The organism is Legionella birminghamensis, from assembly GCF_900452515.1.
GTDB lineage: Bacteria > Pseudomonadota > Gammaproteobacteria > Legionellales > Legionellaceae > Legionella_C > Legionella_C birminghamensis.
In genome coordinates this window covers 176,229-197,415 of sequence record NZ_UGNW01000001.1, presented here as the reverse complement: position 1 = coordinate 197,415, position 21,187 = coordinate 176,229, and the positions used below count along the sequence as shown (strand labels likewise).

Below are 21,187 nucleotides of genomic sequence, written 5' to 3'. Positions count from 1 at the left end.
GGGCCCATGTACCATCTACTCAATCCCCGCCTCCCACTCCCCCTGATAAAAGAGTTGCGCCAAAGGCTTTCTCTGGCGAGGGCCTTTTTCGCGCGCCAGCAACTCCCCCGTTAACACGTCCGGTTCAGTCTGGTAACCCACAGCGATGACACTCATGCAGGTATAGCCATCCGGAATTGAGAATGCTTTCTTTGCCATATCCGGATCAAAGCCCCCCATCTGATGCGCTATTAACCCCAGGGCAACCGCTTGCAGGCAAATATTTTCGCTGGCTGCCCCTGAATCATATTCTGCCCAGCGGTTTGGCTCCCCATTATGGGTAAAATGATTTTTTGCTACAGTCAGCAACAGCACGGGAACAGACTTTACCCACAGTTTGTTACCCTCGGCTAAACAATCAAATAATTTATAATAGCTTTCCGGATGTGTTTGCCTATTGCAAACAATGTAGCGCCAGGGTTCTTCGCCAAAACAGGAGGGCGCCCAACGTCCAGCCTCCAGCAGCGATCGCAGTAAATCAGGAGGAACTGCTTTTTCATCGAAAGCACGAGGGCTCCAGCGCCGTTGCAATAGATCATGAATTGGACTATCGGTAACCGCTTTTTTAGTATGCATGCTTACTCCATTTAACAGACTGTAATTTATCTGATTTTAATTCTACTTCAGATTGCTACTACTGATAATGGGAAAGAATCAACCTCGCTGAAAAGCTGCATAACTTTGTGCAAACTAGTCAAAATTACAACCTTAAATAAGAAGTACACAGAACCTGCGAATCAAAACCACGACAAAACTTTGCAATAGGGTTATAATCCAAACATTTTGCGTGATTGGTAGGGTAATCAATGAATGTTACATTGTCGGAATTGGCTCAAAAGCTGAATGGTACTGTTTTGGGTGATATGACTATTCCTATATCTCAACTGTCGCCTATTGATAATATCGCTCCCGGCGCCCTGGTTTTTGCCGAGGGGAAGGATAATCTTTACCTTGCCGAGCAATCCGAAGCGGCTGCCGTCCTGGTGAATCGGCAAACGAGCAGTGCCTCCAAAACCCTGCTTCAGGTGGATAATCCGCTCAAGGCTTTTGTTGCGCTGATCCATTTATTCTATCCCGCCATTAAATTGCCCGCGAATATTCACCCGAATGCCATTATTGATAAAACCGCCATTATTGGCAAAGACGTGGTGATTGGCCCCTTTGTCGTGGTGGGCCCCGGTACAGTGATTGGCGACCGGACTATTCTTAAAAGCCATGTCCATGTAGGTCAATCGGTAGAAATTGGTTGCGATACCGTCATTCACCCCCAGGTCACTATTTATGATCACTCTGTAATAGGTAATCGAGTAAATATTCATGCCTCTACCGTCATTGGTTCGGATGGTTTCGGCTATACTTTTACAGAAGGCGAGCACCTGAAGATTCCCCATGTCGGCAATGTGGTTATTGAGGATGATGTGGAAATTGGCGCCAACTCGGTTATTGATAGGGCAACTCTTGGTTCGACTGTCGTCGGTCAGGGAAGCAAAATTGACAATCTTGTCCAGGTCGCCCACTCGGTTAAACTTGGAAAACACAATATTCTCTGCGCATTTACAGGCATAGCAGGCAGTACCACCAGCGGTGACAATGTAATTTTTGCAGCCAATGTAGGGGTTAGCGATCATGTCCGCATTGATGACGGCGTCATCCTGGCAGCCCGGGCAGGCGTTCCTCCACGCAAGCATCTAAAGCAGGGTAACATTTACCTTGGGAATCCTGCACGCCCCAAGGACAAGGCAATCGAGCAGGAACTTTCGGTAACCCGAATCCCCAGCATGCGTAAAAATCTTAAGGCGCTTAGCGAAAAAGTAAATGCATTAGATGAACGTCTTAACCAGTATGAGAATAACGATGAATGATCCTTTAATTCTTGTCGATGGATCCTCCTATTTTTTCAGGGCATTCCATGCCCTGCCGCCTCTGACGAATTCAAAAGGCATGCCCACTGGCGCAGTCTATGGTGTGGCCAATATGATTAAGCGTCTGTTAAAAGACTATCCCAGCTCACAGTTTGCTGTGGTCTTCGACGCAAAAGGCAAAACATTCCGCGACGACTGGTATCCGGAATACAAGGCGCATCGTGCAGCGATGCCTAACGAGCTGTTTTGCCAATTCGATCCACTGTGTACCCTGCTTGAAGCGATGGGCATTCCTATGCTGACCATCGAAGGGGTAGAAGCAGACGATGTAATCGGCACTCTGGCCAAATTGGCTACAGAACAAAACATTTCCGTCATCATTTCCACCAGTGATAAAGACATGGCGCAGCTAGTCAATGCCAATGTTACCCTGGTGAATACCATGTCCGGACAAGTCCTGGATATCGAAGGGGTAAAAACCAAATTTGGCGTTAGTCCTGAGCAAATTATTGACTATCTGACATTGATTGGGGACAGCATTGATAATGTTCCTGGCGTTAATAAATGCGGTCCTAAAACTGCAGTAAAATGGCTTGAGCAATACCAGACACTCGACAAGCTGATTGAAGAGGCTCACAGCATAACGGGCAAGATTGGAGAAAATTTAAGGGAGAGCCTTGCTCATTTACCCCTATCGAAACGCCTGGTCACAATCAAAACGGATGTTGAATTACCGGTAATGCCAGGTGATCTGCGCATCGCCAGTGCGAACCAGGCTCGCCTAATCGAATTAGTTCGCGAGTTGGAATTTAAAACATGGCTGAAGGAACTTCTTGAGCAGGCAGAAGCGGATATTCAGGAATCAAGTGAAGAGCCGCCCAAACCCAGCTTTGAAATTATCGTATCAGAAGAAAAGTTAAATGCTTTATTAGCTCAGTTAACGAATTGCAGGCAGTTTTGCATTAATACAGAAACAAGAACCAGCAATCTGATCGATGCAGAAATTACGGGAATTTCCATTGCCATTGAAGAGCAGGATGCTGTTTATATCCCGATTGCCCATCAGGAAACCAGCCCGCAATTGCCGCTTGGAACTGTCCTTGAAGGGTTAAAACCTATCCTGGAGGATGCGTCAATTGCCAAACTGGGACATGATCTGAAGCAGGATTATACGATTTTCAAACACTATGGAATCGAGCTGCGCGGTATTAGTTTTGATACTATGCTGGAATCCTATGTCCTGAACAGTTCTGCAGGTACACACGATCTGGACTCGCTGTCGCTCAAGTTTCTTGGTCATAAGCCCCTGGGGCTTGAAGCCATTGCAGGAAAAGGCGCCAGGCAATTAAGTTTTGATCAGATACCAGTCGAAAAAGCGGCCTATTACGCAGCGGAGAATGCCGGTTTAAACCTGCAACTGCATGAGATCCTCTATGGCATGATGGATCAACCTCTTCGGAATGTTTTCAATGATATTGAAATTCCTTTGCTCACGGTATTGGCCGATATGGAGCGACGGGGCGTGCTCATTGATACCAAAGCCCTGGCGGAACACGGGCTGCGCCTGAAAGCCCGCATTCTGGAATTGGAAACCGAAGCCATTGAAATTGCTGGGAAACCATTTAACCTTAACTCGCCCAAGCAATTGCAGGAAATCCTGTTTGATCAGTTGCAGCTGCCTGCGATTAGTAAAACCCCAACGGGTCAACCCTCAACTGCTGAAGCCGTTTTGCAGGAATTAGCTTTCGACTATCGCCTGCCAGCCATTATTCTTGAATACCGCGGTTTAAGTAAACTGGTTTCAACCTATATTGATGCCCTCCCCAAACGGATTAATGCCGGCAGCGGCCGGGTGCATACCTCCTACAATCAGGCAGTTGCAGCTACCGGACGCCTTTCGTCCAGCGATCCCAACTTACAAAACATTCCAATTCGCAATGAAGAAGGCCGCTTAATTCGAACCGCCTTCATTGCACCGCCTGATCATGTCATTCTGGCGGCTGATTATTCTCAAATTGAATTACGGATCATGGCGCATCTGTCACAGGACGACAGCTTATTAACTGCTTTTTCCAACAACTGGGATATTCATAGCGCAACAGCCAGTGAAATATTCCAGGTTCCGCTGGAGGAAGTGACCCAAGAGCAGCGCCGCCGCACCAAAGCGGTTAATTTTGGTTTGATTTATGGCATGTCATCTTTCGGTCTGGCCAAACAGCTAGGGATCGATCGCCAGGATGCCCAATTCTACATGGACACTTACTTCAAACGGTATCCAGGCGTTCTTGAATACATGGAAAGGACACGCCGTCTGGCGCATCAGCAAGGCTATGTGGAAACCTTATTTGGCCGCAGATTACATCTTCAGGAAATCAACTCAAGAAACCTGACCCGGCAACGGGCTGCTGAGCGCATTGCGATTAACGCACCGATGCAGGGTACCGCAGCTGACATCATCAAAAAGGCGATGTTATCAATTAACCAATGGCAATTGGAAAACGCCAATACTGATTTTCAAATGATCATGCAGGTTCATGATGAACTGGTATTTGAAGTGAAGAAAGAATGCGTTGAACTCGCCAAGGATACCGTTATCAGGCTGATGGAGAACGTTGTATCCTTATCAGTTCCGTTGAAAGTCTCAGCTGGCCTGGGATTGAATTGGGGAGAGGCGCATTAATTCCTGCGCTCTCCTAATCCCTGTGCCGCTCTCCCGAATCTCCGCGGTTTCTCTCCCAAATCTCCGCGGTTTCTCTCCCGAATCTCCGCGGCTTGACCGCGGAGCCCATCTGCCGACAGGCCGAAATCGTTTAGTTGCCAGCTTCTATGGGGCCCCGCGGTCAAGCCTATACCTATCTACACATCGCCACTACGCCCTGCGGCTTGTCCGCAGGGTCCAGTGATTTTCTATGAGTCTTATAGATCCTTCGGACACAAGCCGAGGGACGTAGGAGCTAGGTGCAGACTGTGTTTTGAAAGATGTGTAGATACCTATGGGTCAAGTCGCGGGAATTCGAGCAGGTACGTACGACATGGGGTTACAAAAACCAGGTATCACCCGCAATCACTGCTCACAGACGGGCTCGGATGGGCTGATAAATGTGCGTATTGGATCGGCAGTTTGAAGAACAGGTTTTTAAGCTGTGGCGTATACGATCTGTTGATACCATTTTCGGCCAACAATTATCATCGGATAGTCTTAATTGATGCTCTGCAAAAACACTGGCAAATGCAGCGCGCATGGCGGGTGAACTTGTCCAGACAATCAGCGGTATCATAGGATTTGTTTGCAGTAAACTGTCGGCCACGGCCGGGCCATTGCAGCGAAGCCCATCGCTGGCACCCAAATCACCATCCAGAATAATTAAATCTGCATGGGAGTGAGACAAATAATCATTAAGCTCGAGGCTATTTGTGATGAGGGTAACAGTCACCTGAGGATTAACTTCCTGCAGCAAGCTGGTTAAACAATATGCATTAAAGGCATGATCTTCAACAATTATCACCTGCATGATAACCTCCCTTTTCCCATTCATTAAATTATACGATCGGAAACTTAACGAAAACTTAAGGAAGGGGAGAAATAGAGGGTTGGGATGTTAAAGACTGTATCTATAGAACTACTTATTTATTCCTGTTAAGCCGCAGAAATCTTGCTATCATGGCATTAACCTGTTCGGGAACTTCAAGTGTTGCCCAGCATTTGGAGCCAATTACCTTGCCGATTTCAAATTGCGGTGCTTCCTGCCGAAGTTTACTGTAATTGCAGTGATGCTCATCCGTCAAAATGCATAATGCAGGACAGGAGATAATACTTAGCCCTGAGGTTAATTGACTATCCCATTCAATCAGCCCTTTAAACATATTCTGCAAGGCTTTCTTTTCGACTTGATTGAAGGCATCTGCCGCGATTTGCTTTGTCGATTGATCTGTATCAATAAATAAGGCATTCACCAGACTATTCACAAATTCGGCATAATCTGCCCCATCCAATGCCTGGATGAACTCCTCAATTTCAGCAATGAACTCTTTTTCCAGAAACAGTGGCGGATCGATGAGAATAATATGCTCAATGGGCAGTCCCTTATTTAGCATAACATCAATAATAATATCCGCGCCGTTATTAAGACCAATCAGACAGACATTATCAAGCGATAACTGTCTGCAAACTTCAACTACCAGAGACGACAGATCAGACATTCGATAACTGGTAATTCCCTGGCTGCCGCTATGACCTGGCAAATCAAGGGAGAAGACATTCCCGAACTGCTGAAGTAATTCTATCTGATGGGTAAAGAAACGATGATTGCCGCCGGCATTATGAAGCAGAACAAAATTTAAATTGCCCGCGCCCTTATACTGTTTGACAAAAATTTCGGCATCCCCGACACGCATATGAATTCCTTATTCGGCATAGGCCGGTAATTTGCTAATAAAATCTGCCCCCATTATTTGCGACGGGGTTTTATAACCGGCCTTCACCCGATTTTTTAGCAAATAGTCAACCATTGCTAAACTGCCAGTGACCGTCAAAGCATACCCATTCGCTGTTCTGATGCGAAGCGTCCTGCTCTCATTTTTCGCATTTTTTACCTCGCCCCAAATATATGTATACTGGCTTTGTAACTGCCCATCATCAGGGCCCTGCTGTTTAGCAGCTTTGGATTTCAGATAATTTTGTACCCATCCAAAGCCTAGAAGCCAACGAATATAATTGAGCTTTTTCAGCAAGGATAGGCGTTTAGGACTAACTGGAATGTACACTTCAATATTCGGTATACCAGTGCTATAGAAAGCCGTACTCACATCGCCCCAGGGAATTGTTGTTGCCAATTTCTCACCCCTGCCAAAATCAATTTTTCGCGACTTCCAGGCGAGTGCTACCTCTTGTATCACACCGTTAATACGAACCCTTCCACCTAAGGCCAGGCCTTCAACAGCAGTTTTTGCAGTCCCTGGAGATAAACCCGATTTTGAATCAAATCCAAGCGCTAAATAATTGGCATCAGGCAGCATTTGCTTTAATTTTGCTGCGACGCAGTCAGTCGGTATGACATCAAAACCAACGCCTGGGCACAATAGAATGCCCGAATCTTCTGCCAGGTTATTCTGGCTGTGTGCATATTCAAATACGGAAATTTCGCCGGTAATGTCTAAATAGTGAACGTTGGATTGGATGCAGGCTTGTATCATCGCCTTGCTTGTAGAAGAGAAGGGGCCTGCACAGTTTAAAACCAACTCTAGGCCAGCGAGCTCCCTGCATATGGCCTGTGGATTATCTAAATCAAAAACGCGGCTTTCCAAGCCTAATTCTGCTGCCAGTGCCTTGATTGAATTTTCATTGCGTCCTGCGAGGACAGGATTTAATCCTCTTAGTTTTGCTTCCTTCGCTATCAGTTTCCCGCTATATCCATTAGCCCCATAAATCATCCATCCAGGCATTTCTATTCCTTATGACTCAAAACTCCATTTCTGGCTACCGTCATTGCGAGCTTTGGCGAAGCAATCCAGATCGAAGCGTTGAAGTAGCAGCATTCTGGATTGCTTCGCGGCGCTCGCAATGACGGTAGTACAAAACATTTACCAGCCGGTTACTTCGGCAATCGCATCGCCCAACTCAGCAGGTGAACGAACGGTTCTTACGCCTGCAGCTTCAAGAGCGGCAAATTTTTCAGCAGCAGTCCCTTTTCCACCGGAGATGATGGCGCCTGCATGCCCCATGCGCTTTCCAGCAGGTGCAGTAACACCGGCAATATAGGAAACGACAGGTTTTGAGACATTTGATTTTATAAACTCAGCCGCTTCTTCTTCTGCCGAACCGCCGATTTCACCAACCATAATAATTGCTTCGGTTTGCTCATCTTGCTCAAAAAGGCTGAGCGCATCAATGAAACTGGTGCCGGGAATAGGATCGCCACCGATGCCAATACAAGTGCTCTGGCCAAAACCTTTATCAGTTGTCTGCTTAACCGCTTCATAAGTCAGAGTACCCGAACGGGATACGATACCAACTTTCCCTGGTAAATGAATTGAGCCGGGCATAATGCCGATCTTGCACTGGCCAGGGGTAATAATGCCTGGGCAGTTTGGTCCAATCAGGCGTGACTGGGTGTTGTTCTTTAGATACACTTTCACATCCAGCATATCCAGTACAGGAACGCCTTCAGTGATGCAAACGATTAATTTAACACCGGCATCAGCTGCTTCAAGGATAGAATCTTTGCAGAAGGGAGCGGGAACATAGATGACACTGGCATCCGCATCGGTCGCTTCCATTGCTTCTCTGACAGTATTGAATACCGGCAGGCCCAAATGCTTTTGGCCGCCTTTCCCCGGGGTCACCCCGCCGACCATCCTGGTTCCATAGGCTATTGCTTGCTCAGAATGGAATGTACCTTGTTTGCCGGTAAACCCCTGGCAAATGACCTTGGTTTCTTTATTGACTAATACGCTCATGCTAACCTCAAACTGGTTCTAATAAATTTCTTGATAATCAGGCAACAGCTGCAACGATCTTCTTGGCAGCATCGGTCAGGCTGTCTGCTGCAATCACATTCAGATCGCTTTTGTTTAAAATCTCAGCACCTAATTGCGCATTATTTCCTTCAAGACGTACAACAACCGGTACTTTCACATCCACTTCTTTCACCGCAGCAATGATCCCTTCGGCAATCAAATCGCAGCGTACGATTCCACCGAAAATATTAACCAGAATCCCTTTAACCTGCTCATCAGAGAGAATAATCTTGAATGCTTCGCTGACTCTTTCCTTGGTTGCACCACCGCCAACATCAAGGAAGTTGGCCGGCTCGCCGCCATGCAGCTTGATAACATCCATGGTTGCCATCGCCAACCCTGCACCGTTAACCATACAGCCAATTGAACCATCCAGTGGGATATAATTCAGTTCCCAGTTCGTTGCATGGTTTTCTCTTTCATCTTCCTGGGATGTATCACGCATTGCCTTGAGTTTTGGCTGGCGATACAGGGCATTGCCGTCAATATTGATTTTACCGTCCAGGCATAACAGATTACCGGATTTGGTTACCACCAGAGGGTTAATCTCCAATAGGCTTAAATCACAATCCACAAACATATTTCCAAGGCCAATCATTAATTGGGTAAATTGCTTGATTTGATTATCATCAAGTCCCAGCTTGAAGCCAATGTCACGGCACTGGAAAGGCATAATGCCGACCAGGGGATCCATAATTACCTTGAAAATTTTCTCAGGCGTTTCATGGGCCACCTTTTCGATTTCTACACCGCCTTCAGTTGAAGCCATAAACACGACTCGTTGGGTCGAGCGATCGATGACTGCGCCTAAATAAAGTTCGCGTCCAATATCACAGGTTTCCTCAATCAGAAGCGCATTAACCGGCTGTCCTTTGGCATCTGTCTGATAAGTAACCAAACGGGTACCCAGCAAGGCTTGGGCAGCATTTGCCAATTCTTCTCGGCTGGAAACAAGCTTCACGCCGCCAGCCTTGCCCCGGCCGCCCGCATGGACCTGTGCTTTAACCACGGCTTTAGGGGTAGATAACATGTCCAATGCCTGAATGGCTTCGTCCACCGTATAGGCAACATGGCCGCGTGGAACTGGTAAACCATAATTGCTAAATAGTTCCTTTGCCTGATATTCATGTAAATTCATTGCAGTACCTTATAAAAAAACAGACCTGCATACCGCAGGTCGGTCTGGTTAACGGATTGTGAGTGGATTCTATACGTTCAGCAGCAAGCGTGCCGGATCCTCTAATAATTCTTTCACTGTCACCAGGAATTGTACTGATTCCTTGCCATCAATCAAACGATGGTCATATGACAAGGCCACATACATCATTGGCCGGATCACAACCTGGCCTTTCTCCGCAATGGGACGCTCCTGAATTTTATGCATTCCCAAAATTGCAGTTTGCGGCGGATTAATAATGGGTGTAGCGAGCAGGGAGCCGAAAACACCACCGTTGGTGATAGTAAATGTCCCGCCCTGCATTTCTTCCATGCTCAACTTGCCTTGCCGGGCTCTGCTTGCAGAATCGTTGATGGCTTTTTCAATATCGGCCATGCTCATCTGGTCGGCATCACGAACTACCGGGACCACCAGGCCCCTATCGGTGGAAACAGCGATACCAATGTCATAAAAACCGTGATAAACAATGTCCTGCCCATCAATTGACGCATTAACTGCCGGGAATAATTTTAAGGCTTCGACAACCGCCTTGGTAAAAAAGGACATAAAACCTAATTTGGTACCGTGCTTTTTCTCAAATTGATCTTTGTATTGATTACGCAGATCCATGACGGCTTTCAAATTCACTTCGTTAAACGTGGTTAGCATCGCCGCATTATGCTGTGCCTGAACCAGACGCTCGGCAATCTTGGCACGCAGGCGAGTCATGGGAACGCGTCGCTCTTCTCTCGGCCCCATTGCTGTTGAAGGCTCTTTACTAGCAGCAGGGGCTGCTGGCTGAGCCGATTTGGCACGATTAGTTTCAATAAATGAAACGACGTCCTCTTTCGTTAGACGGCCGTCTTTACCGCTGCCAGTCACTTGCTGTGCTTGCAGATCATGTTCTGACAACATACGTCTCACCGCAGGACCTGTGGCTTTATCTTCCCGAGATTCCTCTTTTGCAGCTGGTTCTGTTTTTGTTTCAGCAGCCGGTGCAGGCGCGGCGGCAGCCTCGCCTGCCTCAATTTTTGCCAGGATCTGGTTGGCCTGAACGGTATCCCCTTCTTTAAACAGGATTTCCGTGAGTACGCCATCCATTGGAGCCGGTACCTCAAGAACAACTTTGTCAGTTTCCAAATCGACAATATTCTCATCACGGCTGACTTTATCACCTACTTTTTTATGCCAGGCTGCAATGGTGGCATCAGCAACCGATTCTGGCAGCGTCGGTACCTTCACTTCGATAGACATGGTGTGTCCTTCTTAACTAATTGTTGTTTTTCCAGCGGCTATCCGCTGGACCTGTCATTTTTAAATACTTAATGCCGCCTGTACCAGTTCTTGTTGTTGTTTGGCATGAAGCAATGGGCTGCCTACCGCAGGAGAAGCGGCAAAGCTTCTGCCTGCGTAGCTTAATGTTTGCTCCGGGCTCAGGCAGTCAATAATATTGTGCTGCGAGGAGAACCATACCCCTTGGTTTTGAGGCTCTTCCTGACACCAGACAATTGCTTTGGCGTTCGGGAACTTGGCAAGCTCATTGATCAGCGCCTTTTTCGGGAAGGGATATAGCTGCTCAATCCGAATTATCGCAATGTTTTCAATTTTTTCGTCGCGGCGTTTTTGTAATAGATCATAATAAACTTTTCCGCAACATAATACTATTTTTGTAATTTTTGCGGGATCCATTGTATCCACTTCCGGAATGACCGTGTGGAATTTTCCTTCTGATAAATCGGAAAGCGGCGATACAGCAAGTTTGTGGCGTAACAGGCTTTTGGGTGTCATCACAATGAGTGGTTTACGGAACTTACGGATCATTTGCCGCCGCAGCAGATGAAACATTTGAGCAGGTGTTGTCGGCGTGCATACCTGTATATTATGTTGGGCGCAAAGCTGCATATAACGTTCCAGACGGGCAGATGAGTGCTCTGGCCCCTGGCCTTCATACCCATGCGGCAATAACATCACCAGACCGCATAAACGCCCCCATTTTTGCTCGCCGGAGCTAATAAACTGGTCAATGACGACTTGTGCGCCGTTTGCGAAATCACCAAACTGCGCTTCCCACAACACCAGCGAAGTTGGCTCTGAAGAGGCATAGCCGTATTCAAATGCCAGCACGGCTTCTTCCGATAAAACAGAATCAATCACGACAAAGCTTCTATCGGCATCCGTAGCCAGAGTTTCCAGCGGCACATAGCTTGATCCGGTTTTAATATCATGTAATACGGCATGACGATGCGCAAAAGTGCCGCGGCCGCTATCCTGACCAGACAATCGCACTTTATAGCCTTCATTCACCAGACTGGCATAAGCCATTGTCTCGGCATAGCCCCAGTTCATTGGGATGTCGCCGTCGGTCATTTTCTGGCGTTCGGCCATAAGCTTGCTGACTACGGGATGCAGTTCAAAGCCTTCTGGCAGTTTCTGAATTTTATCAGAGAGCATTTTGACATCAGCGGGGCTTATCGTGGTATCCGCTTTATCAGTCCATTTGGCATTAAGATAGGGTGTCCAGTCAATCGACATTTTCCCTTCATAATCGCCATGAACCAGTTCAACAACCGGCTGTCCCTGATCAAGACGGCTGCGGTAGTTCTCCATTGCCTCATCAACCTGCGCCTGGGAAATGATCTGCTCTTTGATGAGCTGTTCAGCATAAATTTCCCGAAGCGGACGCATACCCTTAATTTTCTGATACATCGTTGGCTGCGTTACAGACGGCTCATCGGCCTCATTATGGCCATGACGGCGGTAACAGACCAGATCAATCACCACATCGCGTTTAAACTTCATGCGGAAATCAAAAGCGATTTGAGTTGCAAAAACGACCGCTTCCGGATCATCACCATTCACATGAATAATGGGGGCCTGAACCATTTTAGCAACATCAGTGCAATACAGGGTTGATCGGGCATCGAGGGGATTACTGGTTGTAAATCCAATCTGGTTATTAATTACAATGTGAACTGTTCCGCCTGTTGAATAACCGCGCGCCTGGGAGAAATTGAATGTTTCCATCACCACGCCCTGGCCAGCGAAAGCAGCATCGCCATGAATAACAACAGGAACGACTTTATCTTTCCTGACTAAATCATCGCGGCGTCTTAAACGTGCACGCACGGAACCTTCTACAACCGGACCAATAATCTCCAGATGCGATGGATTAAAAGCAAGCGCCAGATGAACAATTGCGCCGGTTTCAGTACGAATGTCAGACGAAAATCCCATGTGGTATTTTACGTCGCCAGTGAGTTCTGATTTGATCTTGCCTTCAAACTCCTGGAATAATGCATCGGGCGCTTTCCCAAGCACATTAACCAGCACGTTCAAACGGCCCCGATGCGCCATGCCAATAATTACTTCATTGGTTTTAAACTCGCCAGCCTGCCGAATGATTTCTTTCATCATTGGAATTAAGGCATCCCCCCCTTCAAGGGAAAATCGCTTTTGTCCGACATACCGCGTACCCAGATAGCGCTCTAGACCATCGGCAGCAATCAGGTCTTCAAGAATTTTCGTCTTTTGTTCATTATTAAAATGAGGACGGCCACGGGCTGATTCAATTTTTTTCTGTAACCAGTCGGTTTCCTCGTTATCGGAAATATGCATGTATTCAATACCGATACTGCCGCAATAGGTATCGCGCAATGCCTTGTAGAGATCTTTTAAAGTCATTTCCGAACCATTGAAATTATTACCGACATAGAAGGTTCGATTCAAATCGCTATCGGAAAGATGATGATAAGCTAATTCGAGACTGGGTACGGAGATACGCTCGGCCATATCAAGCGGATCCAGTCTGGCAGCATGATGGCCGTAGGAACGATAGGCATTTACCAGGTGGGCAATCTGATATTGCTTGCTGTCATCAGAGCTGCTGACTGCAGCTTTTCTGCGATTGGCGTTTTGCAAAAAATAATCACGGACTTCACGGTGTGCCACATCCTGGCCATTGCCTTTGCCTTCGGCAGCCATTCCGTCAAAAACTGCCCGCCAATCGGCAGGAACAGCACCAGGATCCTGAAGGTAATCTTCATAAAGCCCGTCCACATAAGCCATACTGCCGCCCGAGAGATATCCGGAAGCCCACTCTTTTTGCAAATCACTAGCGCTCATTTTTCTCACTCTCCAAAGGGAAATGCCCTGTCTAATCCCGCATCGGATCATTCAGAAGCTGTCGGAATCTTATCAAGTTTCCTCTGTTAACATTTGCTTGCGAATATCAGAAATCGCTTGCGTCGGATTGAGTCCCTTCGGACACACATTGGCGCAATTCATAATCGAACGACAACGAAATACGCTGAATGGATCCTGTAATTTATCCAACCGTTTAATTGTAGCTGTGTCTCTGCTGTCTGCAAGAAAACGCCGAGCCTGTAATAATCCTGCAGGCCCTACAAATTTGTCCGGGTTCCACCAGAATGAAGGGCAGGAACTGGTACAGCAAGCGCATAAAATGCACTCGTACAGCCCATCCAGCTTGGAACGCTCTTCAGGCGTTTGCAGCCGTTCGCGGGCGGGAGCTACTTCATCATTTTGCAGATAAGGTTCGATACGTTCATATTGTTGATAAAATTGGGACATATCAACGACCAAATCGCGAACCACCGGAAAACCGGGTAAGGGACGCACAACAATTTTATCCGTTTTCAACTGAGACAAAGAAGTGATGCAGGCCAATCCATTCGTGCCATTAATATTCATTCCGTCCGATCCGCAGACTCCCTCCCGGCAGGAACGACGATAGGTAATCGATTCATCCTGTTCAGCCTTTAATCTTTCCAGTAAAGTGAGCAGCATGGGATCGCTCTTGGCTGGGATCTCTATCTTGAACTCCTGCATATAAGGCTTGGTATCAACCTCAGGATTGTAACGGTAGAGATGCAGGCTTAATATTCTGCTTGCCGACATAATATATCCTCTTAATAAACACGTTCTTTAGGTTGAAAAGGCTCTACATATTTCGGCGTCACATTAACTGGCCGATAATCAATTAGATTCCCCTCACCAAAATAGAGCGTATGTTTAATCCAGTTAGCGTCATCACGCTGGGGAAAATCCTCACGGCTATGCGCGCCTCGGCTTTCTGTGCGTGCCAGTGCGGACTGAGCAGTGGCATAGGCAGTCGCCATCAGGTTATCCAGTTCAAGTGCAGAAATCATTTCAGTATTAAATACTTTACTCTTGTCTTTGATACAGGCATTTGCCAAACGCTCTTTCAGCGCATCGAGCCGATGCAGGCCTTCTGCCATCACCTGGCCTGTTCTGAAGACACCGAAGTCTTCCTGCATCACCCGCTGCATTTCAGCGCGCAACACCGCCGGGGAGTCGCCCTCTTTTGCATCCTGCCAACGCTGGTAACGAGCCAGCGACAAGGCCACTTCATCATCGGTCACATAAGGCATATCCGGCAACTGATTAGATTGCCATAGTTCTTCCACATGCAATCCCGCAGCACGGCCAAAAACAACCAGGTCGAGCAATGAATTACCGCCCAGACGGTTAGCGCCATGTACAGATACACAGGCACATTCGCCCACGGCGTACAGGCCTTCAACGACATGATCCATGCCATTGCGATGCGTGATGACCTGGCCATGAATATTGGTGGGAATCCCCCCCATGCTGTAATGGCAGGTGGGCACGACCGGGATTGGCTCAACAATCGGATCAACGCCGGCAAATTTGATTGACAGCTCACGAATACCGGGCAAGCGGGCTTTAATCAAATCGGCACCGAGGTGATCAAGCTTTAGTTTGACATAATCCACACCCTGCGGGTCAAAGCCTTTACCAGCACGAATTTCCAGCGCCATTGCCCGTGCAACTACATCGCGTGAAGCCAGATCTTTAACGCGTGGGGCGTAACGTTCCATAAAACGCTCACCGTCTTTATTGATCAGATAACCGCCCTCGCCACGACAGCCTTCAGTTACCAGAGTGCCTGCACCAGCAATCCCTGTCGGATGGAATTGCCACATTTCCATATCCTGTAAGGGAAGCCCGGCACGCACTGCCATTCCGAAGCCATCGCCTGTATTAATATGAGCATTCGTGGTGGATTGGTAAATGCGTCCCGCACCGCCAGTTGCCAGAATACAGATACGAGTCTGATAAAATACAACTTCCCCGCTTTCAATGCATATTGCAGTCACACCAGCAATACGCCCATGGGCGTCTTTTACCAAGTCCAGCGCATACCATTCACTGAATACATGCGTTTTGGCCCGCAGGTTTTGCTGATATAGGGTATGCAATAGCGCATGGCCTGTGCGGTCAGCCGCAGCGCAGGTACGAGCAGCCTGTTCGCCGCCAAAATTTTTGGATTGTCCGCCAAACTGGCGCTGATAGATTCGGCCATTATCCATACGGGAGAATGGTAAACCCATATGCTCCAGCTCATATACCGCTTCAGGTCCGGTCTTGCATAAATATTCGATACAATCCTGGTCGCCGATGTAGTCAGCTCCCTTGACCGTATCATACATATGCCAGCGCCAATCGTCTTCATCCGCATTGCCAAGTGCTGCGGTGATGCCTCCCTGGGCTGATACTGTATGGGAACGCGTGGGGAAGACCTTCGATAATAAAGCGACTTTTAATCCTGAGTTGGCAAGCTGTAGCGCCGCACGCATACCGGCTCCGCCTGCACCAATAATTACTGCATCAAATGTGTTACGAGCAAAGGCCATTTATTGTCCCCAGAAAATCATGAAGCCCCAGATGAACTGGGCGGATAACCAACCTGCAACTAGTAATTGGACAGCGAGACGCAGGACCGTGCATTTAATATAATCGGTAGTAACCGTCCATATTCCTATCCATGCATGCAGGGAGAATGCAACTAAAGCCAACAGGCTAGCCGCCCTGAAGCAGCCGCTCTGGGCCCAGGCATGCCATTGTGCATAGGTAAACGGCGAATGGATCAGCAAAAAAGCCAGAACAAATACCATGTAGGCAGCGAAATAAACAGCGCTGACACGTTGAATTAACCAATCCCGTAAACCATTCCCGGTCAGACTGGTGACGTTTGTTACCATATGCATATCCCCAGTAATAGTGAAAAGATAATTGCTGCGGCAATGACTAAAATAGCACCGCGCCGGCCAGACTCAAGATGCTCACCAATCCCTAAGTCCATCAGCATATGCCTTATCCCTGCCAGTAAATGATAAATTAAAGCCGCACCCAAGCCCCAGAGAACCAGTTTTGAAAAAGGATGGGCCATCATTTCTCCGGCTCTTCTGAAAGATTCTTCGTTACGGAGTGATAAATCGATAAAATAGAATGCGACAGGCATCAATACAAACAATAGTATCCCGGAAATGCGGTGTAAAATGGATGCGATTGCCATCGGTGGATATTTTAAAGACCCCAAATCGAGATTTATCGGTCGTTTTTGTTTCACTTATTAACCATCCTTAAAAAATTAAAGACAAGAATCAACACTGAATTATTAAAACTCAAGCCAAAATCCCGCAAAGTATACCACTCTGTTTTTTTGAAGCAATTACAGTCTCTCCTAAAGCATAAGAATTTTCACAGGAAACTGCTTGCCTTGAAAGGGATTATCCTGATAATAGAGGAATTTTACTCTTTACGATCATGTGGATTCGATGCATCGCCGCCTTGCTTTATGATTGCCTTGTTTTAGCGGCCCTCGCTTTTATTCTGACAGGAATTGCAGTTTTTTTAAATCATGGCCAGGCAATCAGCCCTGGAAATCACTATTTGCAAGCCGCCCTGTTGTTGCTTATCGTCAGCTATTATTTTGTATCACTCCGTTTCGGAGGGCAAACAATTGGCATGCGCAGCTGGAAGTTAGGGCTTTGACTAACTGCGAACTCCCGCGGCCTCGACTAACTTCGAATTCCCGCGGCTTCGACCGCGGGACCCAAATGGGAGCCTGGATGGACCCCGCGGTCGAAGCCGCGGGGATTCGAGCGTTATGCGCGGGGTTTCGAGCATTATGCGCAGGGATTCGAGCATTATGCGCAGGGTTTCGAGCATTATGCGCAGGGATTCGAGCATTATGCGCGGGGATTCGAGCATTATGCGCAGGGATTCGAGCATTGTGCACGGGATTCGAGCGTTATGCGCAGGGATTCGAGCACTGTGCCCGGAATTACGAGCATTGTGCGCGGAAACGAGCATTGTGCGTGGAATGCAAGTATTGTTTGTGGCAGATAAGATAAATTCAGCGTTTCATACCCGGAGTACCCGCCTGCGGGTGTTTACGATAAACATCACGCGGCGTTCCCTCGGGATAGCCGTAGCCCTTGGCCGCCAGCACTTTGACATTTTGCAGATAGCGCTCGCCCCAGGCACCAGGATCGAAGTTGGTGACTACCACGTTGTAACTAAGATTAATCACTGATTCGAACGCCTTGCGCTGTGAGAGCTCATGACCGCCAAAAGCGATCTGTACTTCTGTTTCCTGATCAATGCCGCCTGATTTCAAACGCTCGATCAGCAAGAAGATCATTTTCTCAATGGTATAATACAATTTGCACATCGACATGCCGGCTTCATACATGTCCTCACCCTTTGAGGTGGTCATCTTGTGGCCGAAATCATGAATATTATAGACATACTCCCGCTCTTGCGAATTAGGCAGCAACTCCGGCTCAATAACGATTGGAGGAGATATCGGGTCAATAATGGGACTTATGATGTATAGTTCAAAATTAGCCCAGTGCCACCAGATTTGATAGACTTGCTCTACTAATGCTATCGGATCGATATCCTGAGCATTTTTAACTTCCTGGCGAATATCATCCGCTATTAAAAAACCCTCAGAATTATTTGATTCAGCCATAATTTACACCGGTTCACTATCTATAAACTATCTTAGCTCAATTTGAGCATAGGTGTATCCCTGATAAATAGAAAAAAATCTGTAAACTCTAACCTCGGGGATAATCAGCCGCCGGCTTATACCGATGAAATATATTGATAATAAACAGGCGGGGTGGTCTTGCATTTGAAGCAGCTGCTTTGGCAAGCGGACTTTTCCTGGCAGCAGGCAATAACGCCCTTGCGCAGCCAGAGATCTAACATCGGCTGCAATGCACCGGTATCAATGCCTAACAATCTTGCTAATTGCTGATTACTGGCCACTTTTTCTTTTTTGAAATACTCAAGAATTTGCATAAGCATGTTTATTCTTCCTTAGACCCTGCCAGCGAAGATAACTAACAAATGCCGTCATCATCAGCGCTAGGCTGGAAATCCAGGCAATTGCCTGATACGGATGCTGGCCAAATCGGGCCAACTGATAAAACAAAACAGCCGCAGTGTAAGCAACCAGAAATGACCAGATGACTGAAAACCACATCAGCTGGCGATTGGCTTCCTGACGAATCGCTGCCATCGTTGAAACACAGGGGATATATAAAAGGATAAACAATAAATAGGCAAATGCCCCGGCTTTTCCGTCAAAGCGTTCAGCCATCATGCCGTAAATCGAATGCGAGAGCTCACTGTCAGGGGCACTCGCCAGAATCGGATTAACCAGTGCCTGCCCCAAATTAGCCAGATTTTCAGGAATTGACCAAAATGCCGATTGCAAGGATCCCCAGAAATCAAAATGGTTTAAAGCATCATGGCTTAAATGGCCTAATTGAGCATAAAGTGAATTTAAGGAACCAACCACCACCTCTTTGGCCAGCATCCCGGTTAATAGTCCGACAGTCGCCGGCCAATTATCCTGGGTTAAACCCATGGGTGAAAAAAGCGGTGTCAGCCATTGACCGAGCAGTGATAAAATTGAATGCGTATCGGCTTCATTGCTGCTGATGCCTCCACTTACAGTCAAGGCGTTTAAGCCTCCCAATAAAATACACACAGGAATAATGACCCTTCCGGCACGGGTAATAAAATGCCTTAAGCGAAGTCCCGTTTCCCGCAGCAGGCGGCGCAAAGAGGGCTTATGATAAACAGGCAACTCCAGGATCAACGGCGAGGCCTGCCCTTGTAAAGTCGTTTTACGCAGCAATAAACCGGTTAATACCGCCATGACGATGCCAATGATATACAAAGCAAACACCACGTTTTGCCCGCCGCTTGGGAAAAACGCCGCAACGAATACTGCATAGATAGCCAGCCGAGCGCTGCAGGACATAAAAGGGCTCATTAATACCGTTAATAAGCGATCGCGTTCAGAATCAAGCGTCCTTGCCGCCATGATCGCCGGCACATTGCAGCCAAAACCAACAATCATCGGCACAAAGGATTTTCCCGGCAATCCCAAAAGCCGCATCAGCTTGTCAACAACAAACGCCGCCCTCGCCATATAACCGGAGGCCTCGAGCAGAGAGAGGAAAAAAAACATGGAGGCAATGACCGGAATAAAGGTGAGCGTGGTATTAATGCCTACGCCAATCCCATCCGCAAGCAAGGCAATGAGCCATTGCGGCGTATGTATTTGACCTAATAACCAGGCACTGCCCTGGACAAAAATCGTATCCGTGCTGATATCAAAGAAATCCTGAAAGGCGCCGCCCACATTGATGGCAAATAAAAACATCAGATACATGACCGCAAGGAAAACAGGGATTCCCAGAAAACGGTTTAATACAATACGATCGAGTTTGGCAGTAAAATGCTCGCTGGCGTCACTTCTTTTATGCTGGGAAGCGCAAACAATTTCATGAATCAGCTGGTAGCGTGCATCAGCGAGGGCAATATCATAATCGGATGACGCGGTTGCCTCTGCACCAGGAAAACAAACACCTCCCTCGAGCTTACGCAAGGCATGGTAATTTGCTAACTGGGGGCTCAGCTGTTTTTGCTCCACTAGATGTTGTCTGAATTTCTGCAGTTCTTCCTGCACATTGGCAGGTAGAACCAGGTTTAATGCCCGGCTTGGTTCTTTTTGACGCAGAATTTCTCCCTGCAGCGTCTGAAAGCCAATTTTTTTATGCGATTGCAGTGGAATAACCGGACAGCCAAGCCGTCTGGATAATTGCTCAATCTGAATATCAATTCCCTGCTGTTCGGCAATATCCGTCATATTCAAGGCAAGCAGGAGCGGTTTCCCCAACTCGAGCAGTTGACTGGTTAAATACAAATGGCGTTCAAGATGGCTGGCATCTACTACATTGACGATTAAATCAGCCGGCAAGTCCATCACTGCTCTGGACGCAATCTGTTCATCCTGGCTGGCCTCTCCTGCGCTGGCTGAAAGACTGTAAATACCGGGTAAATCGGTAATGATAACTTCTCGTCCCTCAATGGTGAAGGAGCCTGTTTTCTTTTCTACGGTAACGCCAGGCCAATTGCCGATGCGCTGATTCTCGCCAGTTAAGCCATTAAATAGAGTGGTTTTACCGCAATTGGGATTACCAACCAGTAATATATGCATTATGCCTTCTCCAGAAGCAAATGACGCGCTTCTTCCCGGCGCAAACTGATAGAGGTACCTCGTACATCCACTTGTATAGGGCAACCCAGAGGGGCAACACGAACAATCTGTAATTCAACGCCACGCGTAATGCCCAAAGAGAGCAGCCGGCGCCGATAGGCAGGATCGGTCAAACCGAAATCAAGCAAGCGTGCACAGTCGCCTTTTTTAAAATCTTCTATTCGCATCGAGCCTGGAAAATTA

General features: G+C 47.4%; 19 protein-coding genes. 3 read left to right on the top strand and 16 right to left on the bottom strand.

The window, feature by feature from the left end:
- Nucleotides 1-15: 15 nt before the first annotated feature.
- A complete protein-coding gene (locus tag DYH42_RS00845; RefSeq protein WP_058523804.1) occupies nucleotides 16-615 on the bottom strand; it encodes a nitroreductase family protein in 600 nt (199 codons plus the stop codon).
- Between the two features lie 230 nt (nucleotides 616-845).
- Between DYH42_RS00845 and lpxD the strand changes: the two genes are divergently transcribed.
- Together lpxD and polA are read left to right on the top strand one after the other, a co-directional pair.
- Complete coding sequence (lpxD, locus tag DYH42_RS00840) at nucleotides 846-1,901, top strand: UDP-3-O-(3-hydroxymyristoyl)glucosamine N-acyltransferase (protein WP_058523805.1); 1,056 nt, start codon at nucleotides 846-848, stop codon at nucleotides 1,899-1,901.
- On the top strand, nucleotides 1,894-4,581 hold the full coding sequence (polA, locus tag DYH42_RS00835; RefSeq protein WP_083503130.1) for a DNA polymerase I: 2,688 nt from the start codon (nucleotides 1,894-1,896) through the stop codon (nucleotides 4,579-4,581). Before lpxD ends, polA begins: the two co-directional genes overlap by 8 nt.
- A 391-nt stretch (nucleotides 4,582-4,972) precedes the next feature.
- Here polA and DYH42_RS00830 read toward each other — a convergent pair whose 3' ends face one another.
- From DYH42_RS00830 to sdhC, 11 genes are all read right to left on the bottom strand, one after another.
- Nucleotides 4,973-5,413 carry a response regulator gene (locus DYH42_RS00830; protein WP_058523806.1) on the bottom strand — a complete coding sequence of 147 codons (441 nt, stop codon included), beginning with the start codon at nucleotides 5,411-5,413 and terminating at the stop codon, nucleotides 4,973-4,975.
- Nucleotides 5,414-5,525: 112 nt separating this feature from the next.
- Nucleotides 5,526-6,296 (bottom strand): alpha/beta fold hydrolase, encoded by a 771-nt coding sequence (locus DYH42_RS00825; protein ID WP_058523807.1) that lies wholly within the window; start codon nucleotides 6,294-6,296, stop codon nucleotides 5,526-5,528.
- A 9-nt stretch (nucleotides 6,297-6,305) separates the two neighbouring features.
- Nucleotides 6,306-7,343: a saccharopine dehydrogenase family protein gene (locus DYH42_RS00820; RefSeq protein WP_058523808.1), complete on the bottom strand. Its 1,038-nt coding sequence runs from the start codon at nucleotides 7,341-7,343 to the stop codon at nucleotides 6,306-6,308.
- A gap of 138 nt (nucleotides 7,344-7,481) precedes the next feature.
- Nucleotides 7,482-8,357, bottom strand: coding sequence for a succinate--CoA ligase subunit alpha (gene sucD, locus DYH42_RS00815; protein WP_058523809.1), 876 nt, complete (start codon nucleotides 8,355-8,357; stop codon nucleotides 7,482-7,484).
- Between the two features lie 37 nt (nucleotides 8,358-8,394).
- Complete coding sequence (sucC, locus tag DYH42_RS00810; RefSeq protein ID WP_058523810.1) at nucleotides 8,395-9,555, bottom strand: ADP-forming succinate--CoA ligase subunit beta; 1,161 nt, start codon at nucleotides 9,553-9,555, stop codon at nucleotides 8,395-8,397.
- 69 nt (nucleotides 9,556-9,624) lie between these two features.
- On the bottom strand, nucleotides 9,625-10,827 hold the full coding sequence (odhB, locus tag DYH42_RS00805) for a 2-oxoglutarate dehydrogenase complex dihydrolipoyllysine-residue succinyltransferase (RefSeq protein WP_058523811.1): 1,203 nt from the start codon (nucleotides 10,825-10,827) through the stop codon (nucleotides 9,625-9,627).
- A 60-nt stretch (nucleotides 10,828-10,887) separates the two neighbouring features.
- Nucleotides 10,888-13,695, bottom strand: a complete 2,808-nt coding sequence (locus DYH42_RS00800) for a 2-oxoglutarate dehydrogenase E1 component (RefSeq protein ID WP_058523812.1) — start codon at nucleotides 13,693-13,695, stop codon at nucleotides 10,888-10,890.
- Nucleotides 13,696-13,767: 72 nt separating this feature from the next.
- On the bottom strand, nucleotides 13,768-14,490 hold the full coding sequence (locus DYH42_RS00795; RefSeq protein WP_058523813.1) for a succinate dehydrogenase iron-sulfur subunit: 723 nt from the start codon (nucleotides 14,488-14,490) through the stop codon (nucleotides 13,768-13,770).
- Nucleotides 14,491-14,501: 11 nt separating this feature from the next.
- On the bottom strand, nucleotides 14,502-16,271 hold the full coding sequence (sdhA, locus tag DYH42_RS00790; protein WP_058523814.1) for a succinate dehydrogenase flavoprotein subunit: 1,770 nt from the start codon (nucleotides 16,269-16,271) through the stop codon (nucleotides 14,502-14,504).
- Nucleotides 16,272-16,619, bottom strand: a complete 348-nt coding sequence (gene sdhD, locus DYH42_RS00785) for a succinate dehydrogenase, hydrophobic membrane anchor protein (RefSeq protein ID WP_058523815.1) — start codon at nucleotides 16,617-16,619, stop codon at nucleotides 16,272-16,274. It lies immediately after the preceding gene.
- Complete coding sequence (sdhC, locus tag DYH42_RS00780; protein WP_058523816.1) at nucleotides 16,613-16,987, bottom strand: succinate dehydrogenase, cytochrome b556 subunit; 375 nt, start codon at nucleotides 16,985-16,987, stop codon at nucleotides 16,613-16,615. The genes sdhD and sdhC overlap by 7 nt, the downstream gene beginning before the upstream one ends.
- A 197-nt stretch (nucleotides 16,988-17,184) precedes the next feature.
- On the opposite strand from sdhC, the gene DYH42_RS00775 reads away from it, so the two are divergent.
- Entirely contained in the window at nucleotides 17,185-17,412 is a 228-nt protein-coding gene (locus DYH42_RS00775) for an RDD family protein (protein ID WP_058523817.1), read from the top strand.
- 364 nt (nucleotides 17,413-17,776) lie between these two features.
- Here the strand turns inward: DYH42_RS00775 and DYH42_RS00770 are convergent, their stop codons facing one another.
- The 4 genes from DYH42_RS00770 to DYH42_RS00755 form a co-directional block, all read right to left on the bottom strand.
- Nucleotides 17,777-18,397 carry a hypothetical protein gene (locus DYH42_RS00770; RefSeq protein WP_058523818.1) on the bottom strand — a complete coding sequence of 207 codons (621 nt, stop codon included), beginning with the start codon at nucleotides 18,395-18,397 and terminating at the stop codon, nucleotides 17,777-17,779.
- A gap of 116 nt (nucleotides 18,398-18,513) precedes the next feature.
- A complete protein-coding gene (locus tag DYH42_RS00765) occupies nucleotides 18,514-18,738 on the bottom strand; it encodes a FeoC-like transcriptional regulator (protein WP_058523819.1) in 225 nt (74 codons plus the stop codon).
- Nucleotides 18,719-20,947, bottom strand: coding sequence for a Fe(2+) transporter permease subunit FeoB (feoB, locus tag DYH42_RS00760; RefSeq protein ID WP_058523884.1), 2,229 nt, complete (start codon nucleotides 20,945-20,947; stop codon nucleotides 18,719-18,721). The genes DYH42_RS00765 and feoB overlap by 20 nt, the downstream gene beginning before the upstream one ends.
- Complete coding sequence (locus tag DYH42_RS00755) at nucleotides 20,944-21,171, bottom strand: FeoA family protein (RefSeq protein ID WP_058523885.1); 228 nt, start codon at nucleotides 21,169-21,171, stop codon at nucleotides 20,944-20,946. Before DYH42_RS00755 ends, feoB begins: the two co-directional genes overlap by 4 nt.
- Between the last annotated feature and the right edge of the window lie 16 nt (nucleotides 21,172-21,187).